The 16,725-nt window shown below is 70.7% G+C and carries 21 protein-coding genes and 3 tRNA genes; 16 read left to right on the top strand and 8 right to left on the bottom strand.

The window, feature by feature from the left end; translation table 11 throughout:
• Window positions 1–7: 7 nt before the first annotated feature.
• The 7 genes from FFT10_RS02800 to FFT10_RS02770 all read left to right on the top strand — a co-directional run bounded on the left by FFT10_RS02800 (window position 8) and on the right by FFT10_RS02770 (window position 5,277).
• Window positions 8–403: a DUF6950 family protein gene (locus FFT10_RS02800; protein ID WP_137731231.1), complete on the top strand. Its 396-nt coding sequence runs from the start codon at window positions 8–10 to the stop codon at window positions 401–403.
• Window positions 400–3,327 carry a phage tail protein gene (locus FFT10_RS02795; protein WP_137731230.1) on the top strand — a complete coding sequence of 976 codons (2,928 nt, stop codon included), beginning with the start codon at window positions 400–402 and terminating at the stop codon, window positions 3,325–3,327. The genes FFT10_RS02800 and FFT10_RS02795 overlap by 4 nt, the downstream gene beginning before the upstream one ends.
• Entirely contained in the window at window positions 3,324–3,788 is a 465-nt protein-coding gene (locus FFT10_RS02790; RefSeq protein WP_137731229.1) for a tail fiber assembly protein, read from the top strand. The genes FFT10_RS02795 and FFT10_RS02790 overlap by 4 nt, the downstream gene beginning before the upstream one ends.
• Window positions 3,789–3,942: 154 nt before the next feature.
• On the top strand, window positions 3,943–4,371 hold the full coding sequence (locus tag FFT10_RS02785; protein WP_137731228.1) for a hypothetical protein: 429 nt from the start codon (window positions 3,943–3,945) through the stop codon (window positions 4,369–4,371).
• Window positions 4,372–4,400: 29 nt separating this feature from the next.
• Window positions 4,401–4,781 carry a hypothetical protein gene (locus FFT10_RS02780; RefSeq protein WP_162520679.1) on the top strand — a complete coding sequence of 127 codons (381 nt, stop codon included), beginning with the start codon at window positions 4,401–4,403 and terminating at the stop codon, window positions 4,779–4,781.
• A gap of 11 nt (window positions 4,782–4,792) precedes the next feature.
• A complete protein-coding gene (locus FFT10_RS02775; protein WP_137731226.1) occupies window positions 4,793–5,056 on the top strand; it encodes a hypothetical protein in 264 nt (87 codons plus the stop codon).
• Window positions 5,056–5,277, top strand: a complete 222-nt coding sequence (locus tag FFT10_RS02770) for a hypothetical protein (protein WP_137731225.1) — start codon at window positions 5,056–5,058, stop codon at window positions 5,275–5,277. The genes FFT10_RS02775 and FFT10_RS02770 overlap by 1 nt, the downstream gene beginning before the upstream one ends.
• Before the next feature lie 22 nt (window positions 5,278–5,299).
• Here the strand turns inward: FFT10_RS02770 and FFT10_RS02765 are convergent, their stop codons facing one another.
• Window positions 5,300–5,560, bottom strand: coding sequence for a hypothetical protein (locus tag FFT10_RS02765; RefSeq protein ID WP_137731224.1), 261 nt, complete (start codon window positions 5,558–5,560; stop codon window positions 5,300–5,302).
• Between FFT10_RS02765 and FFT10_RS27610 the strand changes: the two genes are divergently transcribed.
• A tRNA-OTHER gene (locus tag FFT10_RS27610) sits at window positions 5,552–5,699 on the top strand. The two genes, FFT10_RS02765 and FFT10_RS27610, sit on opposite strands and share 9 nt — an antisense overlap.
• A gap of 54 nt (window positions 5,700–5,753) precedes the next feature.
• Here the strand turns inward: FFT10_RS27610 and FFT10_RS02760 are convergent.
• The 3 genes from FFT10_RS02760 to FFT10_RS02750 form a co-directional block, all read right to left on the bottom strand.
• Window positions 5,754–6,017: a DUF1488 family protein gene (locus tag FFT10_RS02760; RefSeq protein WP_137731223.1), complete on the bottom strand. Its 264-nt coding sequence runs from the start codon at window positions 6,015–6,017 to the stop codon at window positions 5,754–5,756.
• 80 nt (window positions 6,018–6,097) lie between these two features.
• Complete coding sequence (locus FFT10_RS02755; RefSeq protein WP_137731222.1) at window positions 6,098–6,313, bottom strand: hypothetical protein; 216 nt, start codon at window positions 6,311–6,313, stop codon at window positions 6,098–6,100.
• Between the two features lie 83 nt (window positions 6,314–6,396).
• Window positions 6,397–7,644 carry a polyhydroxyalkanoate depolymerase gene (locus FFT10_RS02750; RefSeq protein WP_137731221.1) on the bottom strand — a complete coding sequence of 416 codons (1,248 nt, stop codon included), beginning with the start codon at window positions 7,642–7,644 and terminating at the stop codon, window positions 6,397–6,399.
• A gap of 137 nt (window positions 7,645–7,781) precedes the next feature.
• On the opposite strand from FFT10_RS02750, the gene FFT10_RS02745 reads away from it, so the two are divergent.
• A complete protein-coding gene (locus FFT10_RS02745; RefSeq protein WP_137731220.1) occupies window positions 7,782–8,441 on the top strand; it encodes a glutathione S-transferase family protein in 660 nt (219 codons plus the stop codon).
• A 25-nt stretch (window positions 8,442–8,466) separates the two neighbouring features.
• On the opposite strand, the gene FFT10_RS02740 is transcribed toward FFT10_RS02745, so the two are convergent.
• Window positions 8,467–8,904, bottom strand: coding sequence for a cupin domain-containing protein (locus FFT10_RS02740; RefSeq protein ID WP_137731219.1), 438 nt, complete (start codon window positions 8,902–8,904; stop codon window positions 8,467–8,469).
• A 109-nt stretch (window positions 8,905–9,013) separates the two neighbouring features.
• Between FFT10_RS02740 and rraA the strand changes: the two genes are divergently transcribed.
• From rraA to FFT10_RS02725, 3 genes are all read left to right on the top strand, one after another.
• Window positions 9,014–9,511: a ribonuclease E activity regulator RraA gene (gene rraA / locus FFT10_RS02735; RefSeq protein WP_137731218.1), complete on the top strand. Its 498-nt coding sequence runs from the start codon at window positions 9,014–9,016 to the stop codon at window positions 9,509–9,511.
• The gene (locus tag FFT10_RS02730) at window positions 9,508–10,059 is read left to right on the top strand and encodes a hypothetical protein (protein WP_228026918.1); all 552 of its coding nucleotides are present in this window, start codon (window positions 9,508–9,510) and stop codon (window positions 10,057–10,059) included. Before rraA ends, FFT10_RS02730 begins: the two co-directional genes overlap by 4 nt.
• Before the next feature lie 12 nt (window positions 10,060–10,071).
• Window positions 10,072–10,148 (top strand) — tRNA-Pro (locus FFT10_RS02725).
• Between the two features lie 82 nt (window positions 10,149–10,230).
• Here FFT10_RS02725 and FFT10_RS02720 read toward each other — a convergent pair.
• Window positions 10,231–10,902, bottom strand: coding sequence for a hypothetical protein (locus tag FFT10_RS02720; protein WP_137731217.1), 672 nt, complete (start codon window positions 10,900–10,902; stop codon window positions 10,231–10,233).
• A 161-nt stretch (window positions 10,903–11,063) separates the two neighbouring features.
• Window positions 11,064–11,140: transfer RNA gene (locus tag FFT10_RS02715), tRNA-Arg, on the bottom strand.
• Between the two features lie 127 nt (window positions 11,141–11,267).
• Between FFT10_RS02715 and FFT10_RS02710 the strand changes: the two genes are divergently transcribed.
• From FFT10_RS02710 to upp, 3 genes are read left to right on the top strand one after another with little or no spacing between them, the layout of a single operon-like run.
• A complete protein-coding gene (locus FFT10_RS02710; protein WP_137731216.1) occupies window positions 11,268–11,996 on the top strand; it encodes an acetyltransferase domain-containing protein in 729 nt (242 codons plus the stop codon).
• A 22-nt stretch (window positions 11,997–12,018) separates the two neighbouring features.
• Window positions 12,019–12,768 (top strand): 23S rRNA (guanosine(2251)-2'-O)-methyltransferase RlmB, encoded by a 750-nt coding sequence (gene rlmB, locus FFT10_RS02705; protein ID WP_137731215.1) that lies wholly within the window; start codon window positions 12,019–12,021, stop codon window positions 12,766–12,768.
• Between the two features lie 55 nt (window positions 12,769–12,823).
• Window positions 12,824–13,465, top strand: a complete 642-nt coding sequence (gene upp / locus FFT10_RS02700; protein WP_137731214.1) for a uracil phosphoribosyltransferase — start codon at window positions 12,824–12,826, stop codon at window positions 13,463–13,465.
• Between the two features lie 19 nt (window positions 13,466–13,484).
• Here the strand turns inward: upp and FFT10_RS02695 are convergent, their stop codons facing one another.
• Window positions 13,485–15,644, bottom strand: coding sequence for a putative bifunctional diguanylate cyclase/phosphodiesterase (locus FFT10_RS02695; RefSeq protein WP_162520678.1), 2,160 nt, complete (start codon window positions 15,642–15,644; stop codon window positions 13,485–13,487).
• A 261-nt stretch (window positions 15,645–15,905) separates the two neighbouring features.
• On the opposite strand from FFT10_RS02695, the gene FFT10_RS02690 reads away from it, so the two are divergent.
• A complete protein-coding gene (locus tag FFT10_RS02690; RefSeq protein WP_137731212.1) occupies window positions 15,906–16,724 on the top strand; it encodes a TIGR00266 family protein in 819 nt (272 codons plus the stop codon).
• The last annotated feature ends 1 nt before the right edge of the window (window position 16,725 follow it).

Genomic DNA, 16,725 nt, shown 5'->3' with positions numbered 1-16,725 from the left:
TCCACCCATGCCCCAAAGCATTGCATCCCGCCTGACCGACTACCTGGGCGCCTGCCCGCCGTTTGACTGGGCGGCGCACAACTGCACCCACTTTGCCGCTGGCTGGCTCCAGCAGGTGGAGGGTGCGGCGCCCAACCTGCCGGCCGTGGCCGGCCCGGTGCCCGCCATGCGTGCCATCTGGCGCCTGGGCACTGACCTGGCTGACGCCACCACCCGCGTGCTGGGCCGGCAACCGCTGCCCGCCGCCCAGGCCCGGGTGGGCGACCTGGTGCAGGTGCCCGCGCCGCAGGGCGGCCAAGCGTTGGGCATTTGCGCCGGGCGCACGGCCGCGCTGATCACGCCGGCTGGCGTGGCCCACGTGGACATGGCGGCTGCCGTGCAGTGCTGGGCGGTGCAGGCATGAAGCCCGGCCGCTGCGCGCTTCGCCCCACGGTGGTGGCCGCTGCGGCTGCGGTGGCCCTGCTGGCGCCGCCCGCGGCCCAGGCCGACCCGATCAGCCTGATCGCCATTGGCGCCAACCTGGGCTTCACGGGCACGGCCGCGCTGGTGGCTGGCGCCATCTCGGCCTACGGCGGCTACGCGCTGCTTGGCCTGCAGATCTACGGCGGCATCGACGCGCGCCGCCGCGCCAAGGCGGCCCAGCGCGATGCCACGCGCCGGTACAACGCCAGCGTCACCGACCGCAGCGTCTCGCTGCTGCAGGGCACGCCACCATGGCGCATCGTCTACGGCGAGTGCATCACCGGCGGCAGCGTGGTGGCCATGTTCACCAGCGACAAGACCACTGTGAGCAGCCGCGGCATCGCATCCGTCAAGCCCGACGGCCTCAAGCACCTTGTCATCCTGATGGCCTCGCACGAGGTCCAGGCCCTGGGCGAGTGCTTCATCGACGGCGTGAGCCTGGGCACGCTGGACAGCAGCGGCTACAGCACGGCCAGCGACTGGACCACCGGCACATCACAGCGGCTGGTCACCGTCACCTTCAGCACCACCACCACGCTGAGCGCTGCGGCCATCGAGATCGTCAGCGCCACCACCGCCGGCGTGAACGAGGGCGGCCCCTGGAACATCGACCGCACAGTGGCGATCAGCGGCGGCGGGCTGACGCTCACCGTAACCGATGGCTTGGGCAGCGACCTGGTGACCGTGGTCTACAAGGCCGGCGTCAACCCCGCAGTCATCAGGGTGCAGAAGCACCTGGGCAGCGACAGCCAGACCGTCAATACCTACCTCAGCGGCTTGAAGCCCACCGAGTGGGACAGCAGCCACCGGCTGCGCGGCTGCGCCTACCTGGTAGTGACGCTGGATCTGGAAGACCCGCGCTTCCAGGGCGGCCCGCCCAACCTCACCTGCAGGGTGAAGGGCAAGAAGCTCTACGACCCGCGCAAGGACAGCACCAACGGTGGCAGCGGCAGCCACCGCTACGCCACGCCCAGCACCTGGGAGTGGAGCGACAACCCGGCGCTGTGCACGCGAGACTGGATCGTCGGCGAGTACGGCATGGCCAGCGACAACGCCGACATCATCGACAGCTTCACCATCGTCGCGGCCAACGCCTGCGACGTGACCTTCAGCTTCAACATCGGCATCACCGGCTTCACGCAGCCCACCTACCGCTGCAACGGTGTGGCTACCACCGAGGATGGCCGCGAGGCGGTGCTGGACAAGCTGGCCGACAGCATGGCCGGCTTCGCCATCTACGGCGCCCAGTGGCAGATCCTGGCCGGCGCCTGGACAGCGCCGGTGATGGCCCTGACCGATGACGACTTGGACGGGCAGATCGAGGTGATCCAGGCCGGTGCCGGCATCGACGAGCTGTTCAACGGCGTGCGCGGCACCTACATCGGCATCGACAGCGCCAGCCCCACCGACTTCGACCCGTACCAGAACACCACTTTCGTGACGGCCGACGGCGAGGCCTTGTGGCAGGACGTGGGCCTGCCGTTCACCAACACCAAGATCCACGCCAAGAACATCGCCCGCGTGCTGGTGGAGCGGGGCCGCAACAGCCAGGTCATCCAGTACCCGGCCAAGCTGCGCGCCTGGCCGCTGCAGATCGGTGACCGGGTGACCGTCACCAGCGCGGAGTACGGCATCACCACGCCGAAGACCTACCGCGTCACCGACTGGCAGTTCGGCCTGGCATCACCCGTCACCCTGGCGCTGCAGGAGGATGCGGCCGACGCCTACGACACGAACGACGCAGCCTTGGCCGACCCGACGCCGAACACCGATCTGCCATCGCCCTGGCTGGTCGAGACCATCGCGCTGGCCACGCCGGAGAGCGGCACCGACCACCTTCTGCGGGCCAACGACGGCACCATCAGCCCGCGCGTGTGGGTGTCGTGGTCGACACTGACCGGCGCGTACTTGAAGGACGGCCAGGGCAGGGTGGTTGTGCGCTGGCGCCGGGTGGGCCCCGATACAGACTGGCGCGAGGTTCAGGCCGATGCATCGGACTTCGGCGTCTACCTGCTGGGCGTGCAAGACGGCGACCGCGTGGTCATCGAGGCCTGGGCAGTCAACAGCGGGGGCTTCCGCGGCGCATCCGACACCAAGGTGCACACGGTCGTGGGCAAGACCCAGGCGCCTGACAACGTTGCAGGCCTGGCCGCCACATTGCAGCCCGGCGGCGTGGCCATCACCGTGACGCCGAGCACGGAGCTGGACGTGCGGGCCGGCGGTGCGCTGGAGATCCGCGTTGGCGCCAGCTGGGCCGGCGGGCTGCGGATCTTCCGCGGGCCCGTGGATAGGTGGGTTTGGCCGTGGCCGGCGCTGGGCACCTATACCGTGCGCGCGAAGTGGTTCGACAGCAGCGGCAACGAGTCGGCCAGCGATGCCGCGATCAGCATCACGGTGGACGAGGCGAGCCTGATCAACGTCGATGAGTTGCGAGAGAACGCCGCCACCAAGGTGCACACGGCCAGCGCTTCGAGCGTGAGTGTCACCGGTGAGAAGGGCGTGCCCACGGGCACATTCACCGACCTGGTGACCTACACCTTCACCCCGCCACATGACTGCGAGGTGCTGATCACCGCCGAGGGCACGGGCTCCATTTCCACCGCGGCCAGTGGCACGCTGGGCGACTACGCCATGTTGTCGACCAGGCTCACGGTCAACGGCACCCAGCAGGGAGCGCTGCGCAACTACGCCATCGACCAGCAGATCGGCTTCAGCAAGCAGGCATCCTGTGGCTTCGCGCGGGCGCAGCGGTTCACAGCTATCGGCGGCGTCAGCTACACGGTGGTACTGCAAGGCCAGCAGTACGTGGTGGCCACGACTTGCACCGTCGACGCAACCCTGCGCATCGAGGAGATCCGGCGATGACGATCCGCACCTGGCACTTCTACCGCCTGGCCGACGGCATCCTGACCGGCCGCGCCGTCACTCTGGACGACAGCGACGAGGCCCTGCTGCAGGCCAACACGCCGCCCGACTGCGCTGCGGTGGCCGGCGTGAGCGACTGGCAGGCCCAGCGTGTGGACTTGGCCTCCGGCGCCCTGATGGATTGGCAGCCTCCACAGCCGGCCGACACTGCGCTGCAGACCTGGCGGTGGGATGCCGCGGCCCGCCGCTGGCTGCCCGTGCCCACCACCGCGGCGCTGGCCGCCGAGGTGCGCCGCACCCGAGACCAGCGCCTGGCTGCGTGCGATTGGGTGCTGCTGCGCGCCCTGGAACTGGCCCAGCCGCTGCCAGCTGAGTGGGCGACCTACCGCGCCGCGCTGCGCGCCGTGCCTGACCAGCCAGGCTTCCCCGCCACCGTGCTGTGGCCTGCGCAACCTGAATAATCACTGGAGCCCACATGCCGACAATCTTCGGAGTCCGAACCTTGATCGCCCGCGCCCTGGTGCGCCTTGCCGTGGTCGCTGCGCCGGCTGACATGGCCGGCCGGCTGATCAATGTCCTGGGAGGCGGTGGGCCGCGCCCAATCCCGCCGCAGCAATGAGCGCCGCGGTCGGCCGCTGGCTGCTAGGCCGCCTGCAGTGGTGGCGCCAGCAGCCCCACCACGTCGTCGGGGCGCTGCTGCTGATCGGCGCCTGGGTGACCTTCTACGCCTACGAGTTCGCCGCGCCGCGCCTGTGGGCTGAGCTGTGGAACATCGGCGGCGCGCTGGGCCGGCTGCTGCTGCTGGGCCTGGTGGTGCTGGCCTACCGCAGCGCGCCGGTCACCGCTGCGGCCTTGTGGTGGGCGGTCGAGGATCTGCAGGTGGTCGGCTGCGGCGTCTGGTGGATGGTCAGCCCATGGCCGCTGGAGAGCGGAGAGAACCAATGCAGCACGCTCGTCGGCGTGCCGCTGAGCCTGGCGGGGCTGAGTCTTGGTGCAGTCCTGGCCTGGGTGGTGCACCGCGCAACCGTGGAGCCTGCGCGATGACGCCGCCAGATCACACCCAGCTTGACATAGTGACCGTCGCGGTCGTCCTCATCACGGCGATGGCTGGCGGCGAGATCGCCCGCTATGCCGGGCCCTACCTGGTCATCATCGTGGCGGCCCTGGTCGGGTCGTACTTTGCCCTGCAGCGCCGGCCCGAGTACACCGTCTGGCGCAGCCTGGGCTTCGTGGTCGCCATGACCGCCCTCGCGGTTGTCGCCACCGGTGCCGCGTCTGTGGTGGCGGCTGCCGCGCTGTCGAAGGTGGGCATCGAGGCCGGTGCGCACTACCTGCTGGTGCCGATTGCCTGCGGCATCGCCTGGGTCGGCCCGGACTGGCCCGAGGTGGGCGCCTGGCTGGGTGGGCTGGTCAAGCGCCGGATCGAGCGGCGCGTCGATGGGAGCGGCCAATGAAGCCCGAGTTGTTGCTGGCGATCCAGGGGGTGGCGACCATCATGGCCATGGTGGTGCTGATCTGCCGCGCCGGGCGGATGACCCGCGACACGCCGGCCGCGGTGCGCCACCAGCACGCGGCGCTGTTCGCCGGCCTGGCCGTCTCGTTGGTGGTGCCGCCGCTGGCCGGCAAGGCGGCTATCACGCTGGGGATCGTCGCTTTCCTTGCGCTGTCGGCGCCGCGCTGGCGGCACGGCGTGCCGGCTGACCTGCAGCGCGGCGACCGGCAGATGTGATGCTGGCCCCGGCCGCCCACGTCCCGCACATCCTGGAGGGCGAGGTGCGCGGCACCGATGGCAGCGTATCCTGGGGCATGACCCACCCAAGGGTGCCAACCGTGGACCTGTGGGCGCAGGACCGGGACCGCTGCAACTTGGCGCGGGTGCAGTTGGACCGGGCCGGCTGCGACCGGCTGATCCTGCTGCTGCAGGCCATGCGCGACACGCTGTCGGGGTAGGGCTGGCGCGGTCGCCCGGCTGCTATGCCGGGTCAACCCGCCCGCACCCAGCGCGCGCCTGGTGTGCCGCGACTGCACCAGCCCCGGCGCCTGACTGTACGCTCGGCCCGGCAATGCAGGCATGGCCCTGTTCGATGGCATGCCGCACCTCGTCGGTGCCCGGGATCAGCTGTGCGGTGGGATCGGTGGCCAGGGCGTCGGCCTCGGTCATCAGGTGGCGGGTAGGCCGGCGGCGGCCGTCGCGGCCGGTGACCAGCCAGCGGTGCAGGATGATGGTGCGCATGGCTCAAGGGTAGGGCGCTGCTGGCTCAGCCGCTGCGCCTGTGCGGTTACAGGTGGCGGCGCTGCAAGCTGTTGTCGCAGCTTGCGTCGGGGCCCTTGCAAATCCGTCTAGTCCGGTTCGACTCCGGATCGCGCCTCCAAGGAACCTGTTCAACGCCCCGGCCACCCGGGGCGTTTTGCTTGGTGCGCCGGCTTCAGCGTGGTGGCTGCGGCAGGTCGTGCTCGCGCAGCATCACCGGCTCGATCGAACCCGTTGCCACGCGCCGGCGCACGGCATCGTGCAGCAGGTCGGCATGGGCGGTGTAGGTGGCCAGCGGCTGGTCGTCGTCGGTGCGGCCGGGCATGAAGCGGTGGTGCAGGGTCTGGCGGCTGACCGAGGCGCCGACGGCGTTGCCGTCGACCATCACCCAGAAGCGCACGCTGCCGGAGTCGTCGTGCCAGAAGGCGGGTTGGGGCATGCGGGACTTTCGGCTGGAGAAACCGCCGACCATACGCCTTCGGCCGCCCCGGCGTGCAACGCGGCTCCGCGCGTGGCCGGCTACACGCTGCCGGCCCAGGGCAGCAGGTCTTCCAGCGGCAGCTCTTCCTGGTGCAGGCCCGAGAACGACAGCAGCGCCTCGGCAGCGCGCAGACCGTCCAGGAAGGCCGACGCGGCCACAGCCACCACCGAACGTGCCTGGTCCACCCGCACCAGGAACAGCACCAGGCGGTTGCCTGGCAGCAGGTGGAGTTCGACTGCGGTGTCTTCGCGCATGGTGCGGCCATGGTGGCGCAGCGCCTGACGGCCAAGCCGCCGATCAGCGCCCACAAGGCCCGGCTGATGACGCGCTGGCAGTGTCAGTGGAAGCTCTGGATCATCTCCCGCACACGCGGATAGATCTGCGTCTGCCAGCGCCGGCCGCTGAACACGCCGTAGTGGCCCACGCCGAGCTGGACATGGTGGGTCTTCATGTAGGGGCGGATGCCCGGGCAGAGGTCATGCGCGGCCACTGTCTGGCCGATGGCGCAGATGTCGTCGCGTTCGCCCTCCACGGTGAACAGCGCCGTGCGGCGGATGGCGCCGGTGTCCACCCGGCGCCCGCCCACCTGCAGCTCTCCCTTCGCCAGTGCATAGCGCTGGAACACCTGGGCCACCGTCTCCAGGTAGAACTCGGCGGCCAGGTCGTTGACCGCGAAGTATTCGTCATAGAACGCGCAGGTGCGCTGCGCGGCCTCGCTGTCGCCGGTGGCCAGGTCTTCGTACAGGCTGGCGAAGGCCTTGGCATGCCGGGTGGTGTTCATGCTCATGAACGCGGTCAGCTGCAGGAAGCCCGGGTACACCCGGCGCCCGCCGCCGGGATGGCGTGCTGGCACGCGGCTGATCAGGTGTTGCTCGAACCATTCGATCGGCTTGCCGGTGGCCAGGTGGTTGACCTGGGTCGGGTTGATCCGGCAGTCGACCGGCCCGGCCATCAGCGTCATCGAGCGCGGCTGCGCCGGATGGTTGTCCATCGCCATCAGCGCCACCGCGGCCAGCGCCGGCACGCAGGGCTGGCAGACCGCCAGCAGGTGGGTGCGCGGGCCCAGCACGGCCAGGAAGTCGATCACATGCTGCACATACTCGTCCAGGCCGAAACGGCCGTGCTGCAGCGGCACGTCGCGGGCGTTGTGCCAGTCGGTGATGTAGACATCGTGGTCGGCCAGCATGGTGCGCACGGTGTCGGCCAGCAGCGTGGCGAAGTGGCCCGACAGCGGGGCGACGATCAGCACCCGTGGGCGCGGCGGCTGGTCAGCCGCCGGCAGGTCGGCACGTTCAAAGTGCAGCAGCGTGCCGAAGGGGGTGCGGTGCACCGCCTTCTCCTGCACCTGCACCAGTTGCCGGCCCGCTGGCGTGTCCGCCTGCACCGAAGTGATGCCGTAGGCCGGCCGCTGGTGGGTCAGTCGCAGTCGGGAGAACACGTCCCAGGCGGCGCCCAGCGGCTGCAGCAACGGCCGCCAGGCGGATGCGGCGGGCACCGCCTGGTCCAGCCAGCCGGCCGCTGAGCGGGCGCTGTCCTGCAGGGGGCTGAGCCAGTCGATCTGGGCCTGGTAGGCGTTGTAGAGCATCGTTGCGGCACAAGGGCCGTGGATGGCCGGGGCACCGCTGTCGATCAGGCAAGTTGCAGGCCACCGCGGCGGACAGCGCCACCATGGCGTGCTTGGCACAGCGCTTGCGCATCCGCCGGTACCCACCGGAGCCGCCCATGCCCAAGACCACGCTCACCCTCAGCAGCAAGAACTACTCGTCCTGGTCGCTGCGCGGCTGGCTGCTGGCGCGCTTCGCCGGCCTGGACTTCGAGGAGGAAATGGTCGCCACCGACGATGCCGATGCCCGCGCCGAGATGCTGCTGCTGGCGCCGTCGATCCTGGTGCCTTGCCTGCGCCACCAGGGCGTGAAGGTCTGGGACACGTTGGCCATTGCCGAGTACCTGGCCGAGGTCAAGCCCAAGGCCGGCCTGCTGCCAGCCGAGCGCGCGGCGCGCGCCCACTGCCGTGCGATCTGCGGCGAGATGCACTCCGGCTTCGTCTCGCTGCGCTCGGCGCTGCCGATGAACCTGAAGGGCCACTACCCCGACTACAAGGTGTGGAGCCGTGCCCAGGGTGACATCCAGCGGGTGCTGGCGATCTGGCAGGAATGCCTGGCCACCTACGGCGGGCCCTGGCTGTTCGGCCAGCAGCGCTCGATGGCCGACGCGATGTATGCACCGGTCGTCACCCGCTTCCGCACCTACGACGTGGCCGTGCCCGATCCGGCCAGCCGTGCATGGTGCGACCGCATCCTGGCCCTGCCCGAGATGCAGGAATGGACCGCGGCTGCGCTGCTGGAGCCCGAGGCCATCGACGAGCTCGAGGTCGAGTTCTGACGGTCGTCCTCGGGCCGGCCCGGCGCTACAGCCCCCAGCCCTTCGACGCCGGCACGTCGCACGGCGCCGGCACATCCACCGTGCCGAAATCGGCCGGGCCGACGATCTCCAGGTACTCCATGTCCGGCGAGTAGTCGAACAGGTAGTGCGGGATGCCCGGCCGCTGGTGCACGCAATCGCCGGCGCTGACCAGGGTTTCCCGGTCCTCGTACATGAAACGCGCCCAGCCGCGCAGCATGATGACGATGTGGAAGTCGGCGTCATGCCGGTGCCAGCCGGTGCCTTTCTCCGGTGCGTTGTGGGCGATGACCAACTGCGCCATCACCTTGCCGCCGGTGGCCGCGGCCACGCCCAGATCGCGGTAAAGGAAGAAATCGCGCAGGCCGTCGCCCTTGAAGGGCGTGTCGCCCGGCTTCACATGCGAGAAGAGGGTGGGTGTGGGCGCCTTGACCGTGTCCAGCATGGTGCACTCCGCGCGGCAACCGCGCCGCATGCATGCTGCGATGCACAAAGCATTCCCGCCACAGGCCGCCGCCTATCATCGTTGCCACCGATCCCTGGAGCCTGAACCCATGACGACACCGCTGACCTGCGACCTCTGCGACCTGCACAAGCACGACACCAGCGGCGCCTTCCGGGTGCTGCCGCCGGTGTTCCAGGCCTATGGCGGCAAGGCCGCGTTCGCCGGGCCGGTGGCCACGGTCAAGTGCCATGAGGACAACACCTCGGTGAAGGCGATGGTCGAGTCGCCCGGCCACGGCCGGGTGCTGGTGGTCGACGGCGGCGGCTCGCTGCGCCATGCGCTGGTGGGCGGCAACCTGGCGGCAGCGGCGGCGCGCAACGGCTGGGTGGGCGTGGTGGTCGACGGCTGCGTGCGCGACGTGGCCGAACTGGCCGCCACCGACCTGGGCATCCGCGCCCTCGGTCTGATGCCGCTGCCCACCGAGCGCCGACACGCTGGCCTGGTGGAGGTGCCGGTGCGGCTGCAGGGCGTGGTGGTGCGCCCGGGCGACTGGCTGGTGGCCGATGCCGACGGCATCGTGGTGCTGGCCGAGCGGCCGTCGGCATGAGTGCGACGGAGCGACTGCGGGGCGCCTTCGCGCGGGTGCGCCAGCCGGCCGCCCCAGCCAATCCGTTGCCCGAGACTGGCGACGCGCTGGCCAAGGTGGCGCAGCGCTGCCGGCAGCGGGTGCGCCAGCGTGCGCTGATGGCCGCCGGCGTGGCCATGGTGCCGGTGCCGGGCATCGATTGGGTGACCGACGTGGGCGTGCTGGTCCAGCTGCTGCCCGAGATCAGCGCCGCCTTCGGTCTGAGCCCGCAGCAGGTGGAACGGCTGGCACCGGACCGCCGCATCGTCGTCTACAAGGCCATCTCTGCCGGCGGCAGCGTGGTGCTGGGCAAGCTGGTCACCCGCGAGCTGGTGTTGATGCTGCTGAAGACGGTGGGCGTGCGCCTGAGTGCCCAGCAGGCCGCCAAGTACCTGCCGATCGCCGGGCAGGTGGCCTCGGCCGCGCTGACCTACTCGGCGCTGCACTATGTGTGCGAACAGCACATCCGCCAGTGCGAGGCGGTGGCCCGCCAGCTGCTGCTGCCGGCACCGCCACCGGCCGCGGGCTAGAATCTAAGTCTTCGGGGTGTAGCGCAGTCTGGTAGCGCATCTGCTTTGGGAGCAGAGGGTCGCACGTTCGAATCGTGTCACCCCGACCAGGATTCCGGTTCCAGACCGCCACAGGGCCGTGCAGCATGCACGGCCCTTGTCGTTTGGGCCGCCCCGTCGTCGGGGCGGGCCTCAGGCCAGGCGCCGGCCCAGCGCCAGCAGGCCCAGTGCCATCAGCACCAGGCCCAGGCCTGCTGGTTCGGGCACACGGCTGGCGGGCGGCGGCACGGGTGTGAAGACGACAAAGTCCTGTGCCACGCTGCTGTAGAGCCGCTGGGCGTCGAACGACCGGCTGGCACCGGGGGCCAGCACCGCCGTCAGCCAGGCATCGGCACGGTTGCGCTGGGCGTTGCTGGCGCCGCTGATCAGGTGGAAGTCGCCACCAGTCACGGTGCCCGGCCTGGTGTCATACAGCAGCTCCCAGACCGCCAGCTGGAACGCCACGCTGTCGGTGGTGTTGGTCGCTGCGCCGCCAGCGGCGGTGTAGAGCTTGCCCAGCCGGTCGGCCTGGGTGCTGCTGAAGCCGTGGGTGCTGCCATTGGCCACCAGCGTGTAGGTGTAGTTCCGGCCCCAGTGGAAGCTCTGGAACAGGTCGGTGCAGTAGGTCAGGAACGAGGTGCCGTCGTAGCTGCCCTGGAACTGGCCGGCACCGACCGTGCCAAACCTGTCGAGGGTGACGTCCACCGCGGCGTGGCCGTTGGAGAAGCGGTCGATGCGGATGGCGACATCGGTGCCGGAGACCAGGCCTGCGGTGGCTTGGAACGACAGGGCGGCGAGCGCCGCGGCAAGGGCAGTGCGGAACATGGCGGATGGGCCGGCGGCGGCCGTAGCTGCGGGCGCCTGGCCCGCGGTACCGGCACCTTAGCCAAGCCCGGGCATGCGTGGGGGCGTCTTCGGCCGCCGGGCTGCACGCAGACGGCGCGGGCGTGAAGTGCTGCCGCCGGGCGTGGCGGCGCAGACGCGCCTGGCCTGCCCGGAGGGACTCGAACCCCCGACCTGCTGCTTAGAAGGCAGCTGCTCTATCCAGTTGAGCTACGGGCAGATGCCACGATTCTAGGAGTGCGGCCCCCGGGGCCTGCGGTGCAGCCGCTGCATTACGATCCGCCGCACATCGCCTGTGCCGCGCCTGCCATGGTCTCTTCACCTCCCTCAACCCGTCCACGCCCGGCATGCCGCTGACCGCCGAGCGCTTCGACCGCCTGGATGCGCTGCGCGGCCTGGCCATCGTCTGGATGGTGGCCTTCCACTTCGCCTTCGACCTGAACCACTTCGGCTGGCTGCAGCCGCCGCAGCGCTTCACCCAGGATCCGCTGTGGACGACGCAGCGCACGCTGATCGTCAGCCTGTTCCTGCTGTGCGCCGGCGCCGGCCAGGCGGTGGCGCTGCACGCGGGCATGGGCTGGCCGCGCTTCTGGCGGCGCTGGGCGCAGGTGGCGGGCTGCGCGGTGCTGGTGTCGGCCGGCTCGGCGCTGATGTTCCCGCGCAGCTGGATCAGCTTCGGCGTGCTGCACGGCATTGCGCTGATGCTGGTGGCCGCCCGCCTGCTGGCGCCGCTGCGTGCCGGCCTGTGGCCGCTGGGGGCGCTGCTGGTGGCCTTGCCGCACTGGGTGCAGCACCCGTTCTTCGACAGCCGGCTCACCAACTGGGTGGGCCTGGTCACCCGCAAGCCGGTGACCGAGGACTATGTGCCGCTGCTGCCCTGGCTGGGCGTGCTGCTGTGGGGCCTGGCGGCCGGCCAGTGGCTGCTGGCGCACCGCCGCGCCGTGCTGTCAGGCCCGCTGCCGTGGCCGGCGCTGGGGCGGCGCCTCGCCTGGCTGGGCCGCTGGCCGCTGCTGGTCTACATGCTGCACCAGCCGCTGCTGATCGGCGCGTTGACGGCGGTGCAGGCCCTGCGCTGAGGCCCAGCGGCGACAATGCGGCATGAGCACCAAGATCCTGTTCGGCTTCCACGCCGTCACCGTGCGGTTGAAGACCGCGCCCGCCTCCGTCCTCGAGGTGCATGTCGATGCCACCCGGCGTGATGCCCGCATGCGCCAGTTCGTCGAGCGCGCCAAGGAGGCCGGCGCCAAGCTGGTCGACAGCGACGACCAGCGCCTGATCCGCCTGGCCGGCAGCCCGCGCCACCAGGGTGTGGTGGCCAAGGTGGAGGCGCTGGCGGCGGTGCATTCGCTGGACGACGTGCTCGACGCGGTGGCCGGCGAGCCGCTGGTGCTGGTGCTCGACGGCGTGACCGACCCGCACAACCTGGGCGCCTGCCTGCGGGTGGCCGACGGCGCCGGCGCCCATGCGGTGGTGGCGCCCAAGGACCATGCCGTGGGCCTGAATGCCACCGTGGCCAAGGTGGCCAGCGGTGCGGCCGAGACCGTGCCCTACCTGATGGTGACCAACCTGGCGCGCAGCCTGAACGAGTTGAAGGACCGCGGCATCCAGGTGGTGGGCACGGCCGAGGATGCCGAGCAGACGCTCTACGACATCGACTTCACCGGCCCGGTGGCCCTGGTGCTGGGCGCCGAGGGGCCCGGCATGCGCGCGCTGACCAAGAAGACCTGCGATGTGCTGGTGCGCATCCCGATGGCCGGCGCGGTGGAAAGCCTGAACGTCTCGGTGGCTGCCGGCGTCTGCCTGTTCGAGGCGCTGCGCCAGCGACGCGCGGCGGCCGCCGCGGGCTGAAGCCGCCCGGCAGCGCTGGCTACACTGGCGCGCATCCCCCTGAAGGTTGCTTGCCATGCCCGTGATCGCCGTCGCCCATCCCCTGGTCCGCCACAAGATCGGCCTGCTGCGCGAAGACCAGATCTCCACCAAGAAATTCCGCGAGCTCACCCATGAACTGGCGCGCCTGCTGGCCTACGAGGCCACGGCCGATTTCCCGCTGGAGAAGACCACCATCCAGTGCTGGAGCGGGCCGGTCGAGATCGACCAGATCGCCGGCCGCAAGGTCACCATCGTGCCGATCCTGCGCGCCGGCCTGGGCATGCTGGACGGTGTGCTCGACCTGGTTCCCAATGCCAAGATCAGCGTGGTCGGCCTGGCCCGTGACCATGAGACGCTGCAGCCGGTGCACTACTTCGAGAAGTTCGTCGGCCACCTGAGCGAACGCACCGCGATCATCGTCGACCCGATGCTGGCCACCGCCGGCTCGATGATCGCCACCATCGATCTGCTCAAGGCCCGTGGCTGCCGCGACATCCGCGCCCTGGTGCTGGTGGCCGCGCCCGAGGGCATCGCCGCGCTGGACGCCGCCCACCCCGACGTGCGCTGCTGGACGGCCGCGGTGGACAGCCACCTCAACGAGATCGGCTACATCATCCCCGGGCTGGGCGATGCGGGCGACAAGATCTTCGGCACCAAGGACGAAGACACCGTCTGAGCCACCGCCCGCGGCAGGCTCAGTGCCGCAGTGCCGACACCGCCTGCAACGCCATCGGCAGCGTGGTGGCGGTCGGCGGCTCCACCAGCCCGGTCTGCGCCAGCAGCGCCGGCACGGCCTCGGCAGCCAGCGGTGGCGCCAGGTGGTAGCCCTGGCCCTGCAGGCAGCCCATCGCACGCAGCAGGGCCAGCTGGCTGGCCGTCTCGATGCCCTCGGCGATCACGCCCTTGCCCAGCGAGCGGCCCAGTTCCACCACCGCCCGCACCACCGCCGCATCGGCGCCCGCACCCTGGCTGGCCTGCAGCGCCTGCACGAAGGACGGGTCGATCTTCAGGCTGTCGATCGGCAGGCTGTGCAGGTGCTTCAGCGACGAGTAGCCCGAGCCGAAGTCGTCCAGGCTCAGGCCGATGCCGGCGGCGCGCAGCATCGCCAGCACCGGCATCGCGGCGGTGATGTGCTGCATCAGCGTGTCCTCGTCCAGCTCCAGCCGCAGGTGGTGCGGCTGCAGGCCGCTGGCCTGCAGCGCCAGCAGCAGGCGCTCGGCCAGGCCGCTGTGCACCAGGTCGCGGCCGGTGATGTTGACGTGCATGGCCAGGCCGTCGGTGCCGCCCAGCGTGGTCTGCCAGTGGCGCAGCTGGCGGCAGGCGCGGCCCACCAGGCGGTCGGTCAGCTCGGTGACCAGGCCGGCCTCGGCGGCGATGGCCACGAAGGCGCCCGGTGACACCGGGCCCAGGTCGGCATGCGTCCAGCGGGCCAGGGCCTCGAAGCCGGTGACCTTGCCGCTGCCCAGATCGAAGATCGGCTGGTAGACCAGGCCGATCTGGTCGCCCTGCACCGCGCGGCGCAGGTCGGTCTCCAGCCGCAGGCGCTGCAGCACCTGGGCATGCAGCTCGGCATCGAAGACGGCGTGGCGGGCCTTGCCGTTGGCCTTGGCGCGGTACATCGCGATGTCGGCGTCGCGCAGCACATCCTCGGGCCGGTCGTAGGGCAGGGCGCTGGAGGTGATGCCGATGCTGGCGCTGGTGGCCAGCTCGGTGCCGCTGACCCGCAATGGCGCCCGCAGCGCCTCCTGCAGCCGCCCGGCCAGGGTGATGGGCGCGTCGGGCAGCGCCGGGTCCACCATCAGCACCGCGAACTCGTCGCCGCCCAGCCGGGCCAGCAGGTCGCCATCGGCCAGCTCGGTCTGCAGGCGCTGCGCCACCTGCACCAGGAAGTCGTCGCCGGCGGCATGGCCCAGGCTGTCGTTGACCAGCTTGAAGCGGTCGAAATCCAGGAACAGCACTGCAAAGCCGTGGGCCTGCGGCGCCGCAACCGCGCGGCCCACCGTCTCCGCCAGCCGGGCCTGGAAGCTGCGGCGGTTGGGCAGGCCTGTCAGGCCGTCGTGGAATGCGATGTGCTGCAGTTCCTGCAGGTGGCGCGCGGCCAGCGTGGCCTCGCGGGTGGCGGCTTCCTCGGCGGTGCGGCGGGTGGCGGCGTCGGCCTCCTGCTGGCGGAAGAAGTAGTGCAGCGTGGCCAGCATCATCGCGATCAGCGGCACCACGGCCACCAGCACGCCGATGCCCGACTGCCGGTAGCTCAGGTACAGCAGCGCTGCCACGGTGGCGCTGGCCGCGTAGGCGGTGGCGATCCAGCCGAACGGGCCGAACACATCGGCCGCGCGCAGCCGCTCGGCGCGCTTGAGCCGCGGCAGCGCCGCCATCAGCCCGGCATTGCAGCCGAAGTACAGCAGCGCGAAACCGATGCTCGCCAGCACCAGCAGGCCCGGGTTGTGCCAGCCCCGCTGCTGCAGCACCGCCAGCAGCGCCTGCAGCGCGTGGCCGGCGGCGGTCATCGCCAGGGCCGCCATCGCCGGGCTGGCGATGCGGCTGGTCCAGCGGCGTGAGCTGCGCCAGGAGCCGGCCAGCGCGTCGGCGCTGGCGGCCAGCGTGGCGGCGGCCGGGCCGTGCAGCAGCAGCAGCAGGAAGATGAAGATCTCGCCGGCGGTGACCGAGTGCACCGAGCGCGGAATGCGCACCGGAAAGCTGCCCGCCAGCACGGTGATGGCCACGCCGGTGGCCACCTGCCAGCCGGCGGCGGCGTCCAGCGTGGCCAGGTCGGCCAGCGCCCAGGCCAGGGCCAGCGCGCCCAGCGCCACCACCGTCCACCAGAACGCGGCGGCGCGTCGGTTGTAGTCCGGCATCAGCAAGGCATGCAGCCGCCCGGGCGGGGGGGCGGGCGGCGCGGATCTGGAATTGTTGTTCTGCATGCAAGCCTGTCGCCGGTTTGCGGTGGATGGCGCCACCTGCCGGCGGAACGCGCGTCGTCGTCTGCCGGGTTGTCGGCCGTCTGAGCGGCGACTTGAGCGCTTTTCACTGCCATGGCGCCGGGGGTGGATTGGGTACCATCGCGGGCGTTCGCAATCAGGCTTGCACAGGCCGACAACCAGACAGGAGCAGCACCCATGGCGATGGACGTGGTCGACTATGAAATCAAGGGCTCGGAGATGCAGTTCGTCGAGGTGGAGCTCGACCCGGGTGAAGCCGCGGTGGGCGAGGCCGGCAGCCTGTTCTTCATGGACGCCGGCATCGGCATGGACACCGTCTTCGGCGATGGCTCGGGCGGCGGTGGCGGCGGCTTCTTCGGCAAGCTGCTGGGCGCCGGCAAGCGGCTGGTGACCGGCGAATCGCTGTTCACCACCGTCTACACCAACAACGCGCCGCAGAAGCAGCGGGTGGCCTTCGGCGCGCCGTACCCGGGCAAGATCCTGCCGATGGACCTGCGCCACCTCGGCGGCATGCTGGTCTGCCAGAAGGACAGCTTCCTGTGCGCCGCGCGCGGCGTGTCGCTGGGCATCTACTTCCAGCAGAAGCTGTCGGTCGGCTTCTTCGGCGGCGAAGGCTTCATCATGCAGAAGCTCGAGGGCGACGGCCTGGCCTTCGTGCATGCCGGCGGCACCGTGGTCAAGCGCGAGCTGCAACCCGGCCAGACGCTGATGGTGGACACCGGCTGCGTGGTGGCCTTCACGCCCAACGTGAACTTCGAGATCCAGTACGTCGGCAAGATCAAGACCGCGCTGTTCGGCGGCGAGGGCCTGTTCTTCGCCAAGCTGTCCGGCCCGGGCACGGTGTGGCTGCAGAGCCTGCCGTTCAGCCGCCTGGCCAGCCGGGTGTTTGCCGCAGCGCCGCAGAACGGCGGCTCGCGCGAGCAGGGCTCGGTGCTGGGCGGCATTGCCGGCGGCGGCCTGCTGGGCGGCATCCTGGGTGGTGGCGACGAGGACTGAG

The organism is Pseudaquabacterium pictum, from assembly GCF_005403045.1.
GTDB classification, from domain to species: Bacteria; Pseudomonadota; Gammaproteobacteria; order Burkholderiales; family Burkholderiaceae_C; genus Pseudaquabacterium; species Pseudaquabacterium pictum.
This window is presented reverse-complemented; position numbering and strand designations above follow the sequence as displayed.

Excerpts from the sequence above, each read along its gene's own strand:
- FFT10_RS02800 (WP_137731231.1), top strand. The coding sequence starts at position 8 with ATGCCCCAAAGCATTGCATCCCGCCTGACCGACTACCTGGGCGCCTGC.
- FFT10_RS02795 (WP_137731230.1), top strand. The coding sequence starts at position 400 with ATGAAGCCCGGCCGCTGCGCGCTTCGCCCCACGGTGGTGGCCGCTGCG.
- FFT10_RS02790 (WP_137731229.1), top strand. The coding sequence starts at position 3,324 with ATGACGATCCGCACCTGGCACTTCTACCGCCTGGCCGACGGCATCCTG.
- FFT10_RS02785 (WP_137731228.1), top strand. The coding sequence starts at position 3,943 with ATGAGCGCCGCGGTCGGCCGCTGGCTGCTAGGCCGCCTGCAGTGGTGG.
- FFT10_RS02770 (WP_137731225.1), top strand. The coding sequence starts at position 5,056 with ATGCTGGCCCCGGCCGCCCACGTCCCGCACATCCTGGAGGGCGAGGTG.
- FFT10_RS02765 (WP_137731224.1), bottom strand. The coding sequence starts at position 5,560 with ATGCGCACCATCATCCTGCACCGCTGGCTGGTCACCGGCCGCGACGGC.
- FFT10_RS02760 (WP_137731223.1), bottom strand. The coding sequence starts at position 6,017 with ATGCCCCAACCCGCCTTCTGGCACGACGACTCCGGCAGCGTGCGCTTC.
- FFT10_RS02755 (WP_137731222.1), bottom strand. The coding sequence starts at position 6,313 with ATGCGCGAAGACACCGCAGTCGAACTCCACCTGCTGCCAGGCAACCGC.
- FFT10_RS02750 (WP_137731221.1), bottom strand. The coding sequence starts at position 7,644 with ATGCTCTACAACGCCTACCAGGCCCAGATCGACTGGCTCAGCCCCCTG.
- FFT10_RS02745 (WP_137731220.1), top strand. The coding sequence starts at position 7,782 with ATGCCCAAGACCACGCTCACCCTCAGCAGCAAGAACTACTCGTCCTGG.
- FFT10_RS02740 (WP_137731219.1), bottom strand. The coding sequence starts at position 8,904 with ATGCTGGACACGGTCAAGGCGCCCACACCCACCCTCTTCTCGCATGTG.
- rraA (WP_137731218.1), top strand. The coding sequence starts at position 9,014 with ATGACGACACCGCTGACCTGCGACCTCTGCGACCTGCACAAGCACGAC.
- FFT10_RS02730 (WP_228026918.1), top strand. The coding sequence starts at position 9,508 with ATGAGTGCGACGGAGCGACTGCGGGGCGCCTTCGCGCGGGTGCGCCAG.
- FFT10_RS02720 (WP_137731217.1), bottom strand. The coding sequence starts at position 10,902 with ATGTTCCGCACTGCCCTTGCCGCGGCGCTCGCCGCCCTGTCGTTCCAA.
- FFT10_RS02710 (WP_137731216.1), top strand. The coding sequence starts at position 11,268 with ATGCCGCTGACCGCCGAGCGCTTCGACCGCCTGGATGCGCTGCGCGGC.
- rlmB (WP_137731215.1), top strand. The coding sequence starts at position 12,019 with ATGAGCACCAAGATCCTGTTCGGCTTCCACGCCGTCACCGTGCGGTTG.
- upp (WP_137731214.1), top strand. The coding sequence starts at position 12,824 with ATGCCCGTGATCGCCGTCGCCCATCCCCTGGTCCGCCACAAGATCGGC.
- FFT10_RS02695 (WP_162520678.1), bottom strand. The coding sequence starts at position 15,644 with ATGCCGGACTACAACCGACGCGCCGCCGCGTTCTGGTGGACGGTGGTG.
- FFT10_RS02690 (WP_137731212.1), top strand. The coding sequence starts at position 15,906 with ATGGCGATGGACGTGGTCGACTATGAAATCAAGGGCTCGGAGATGCAG.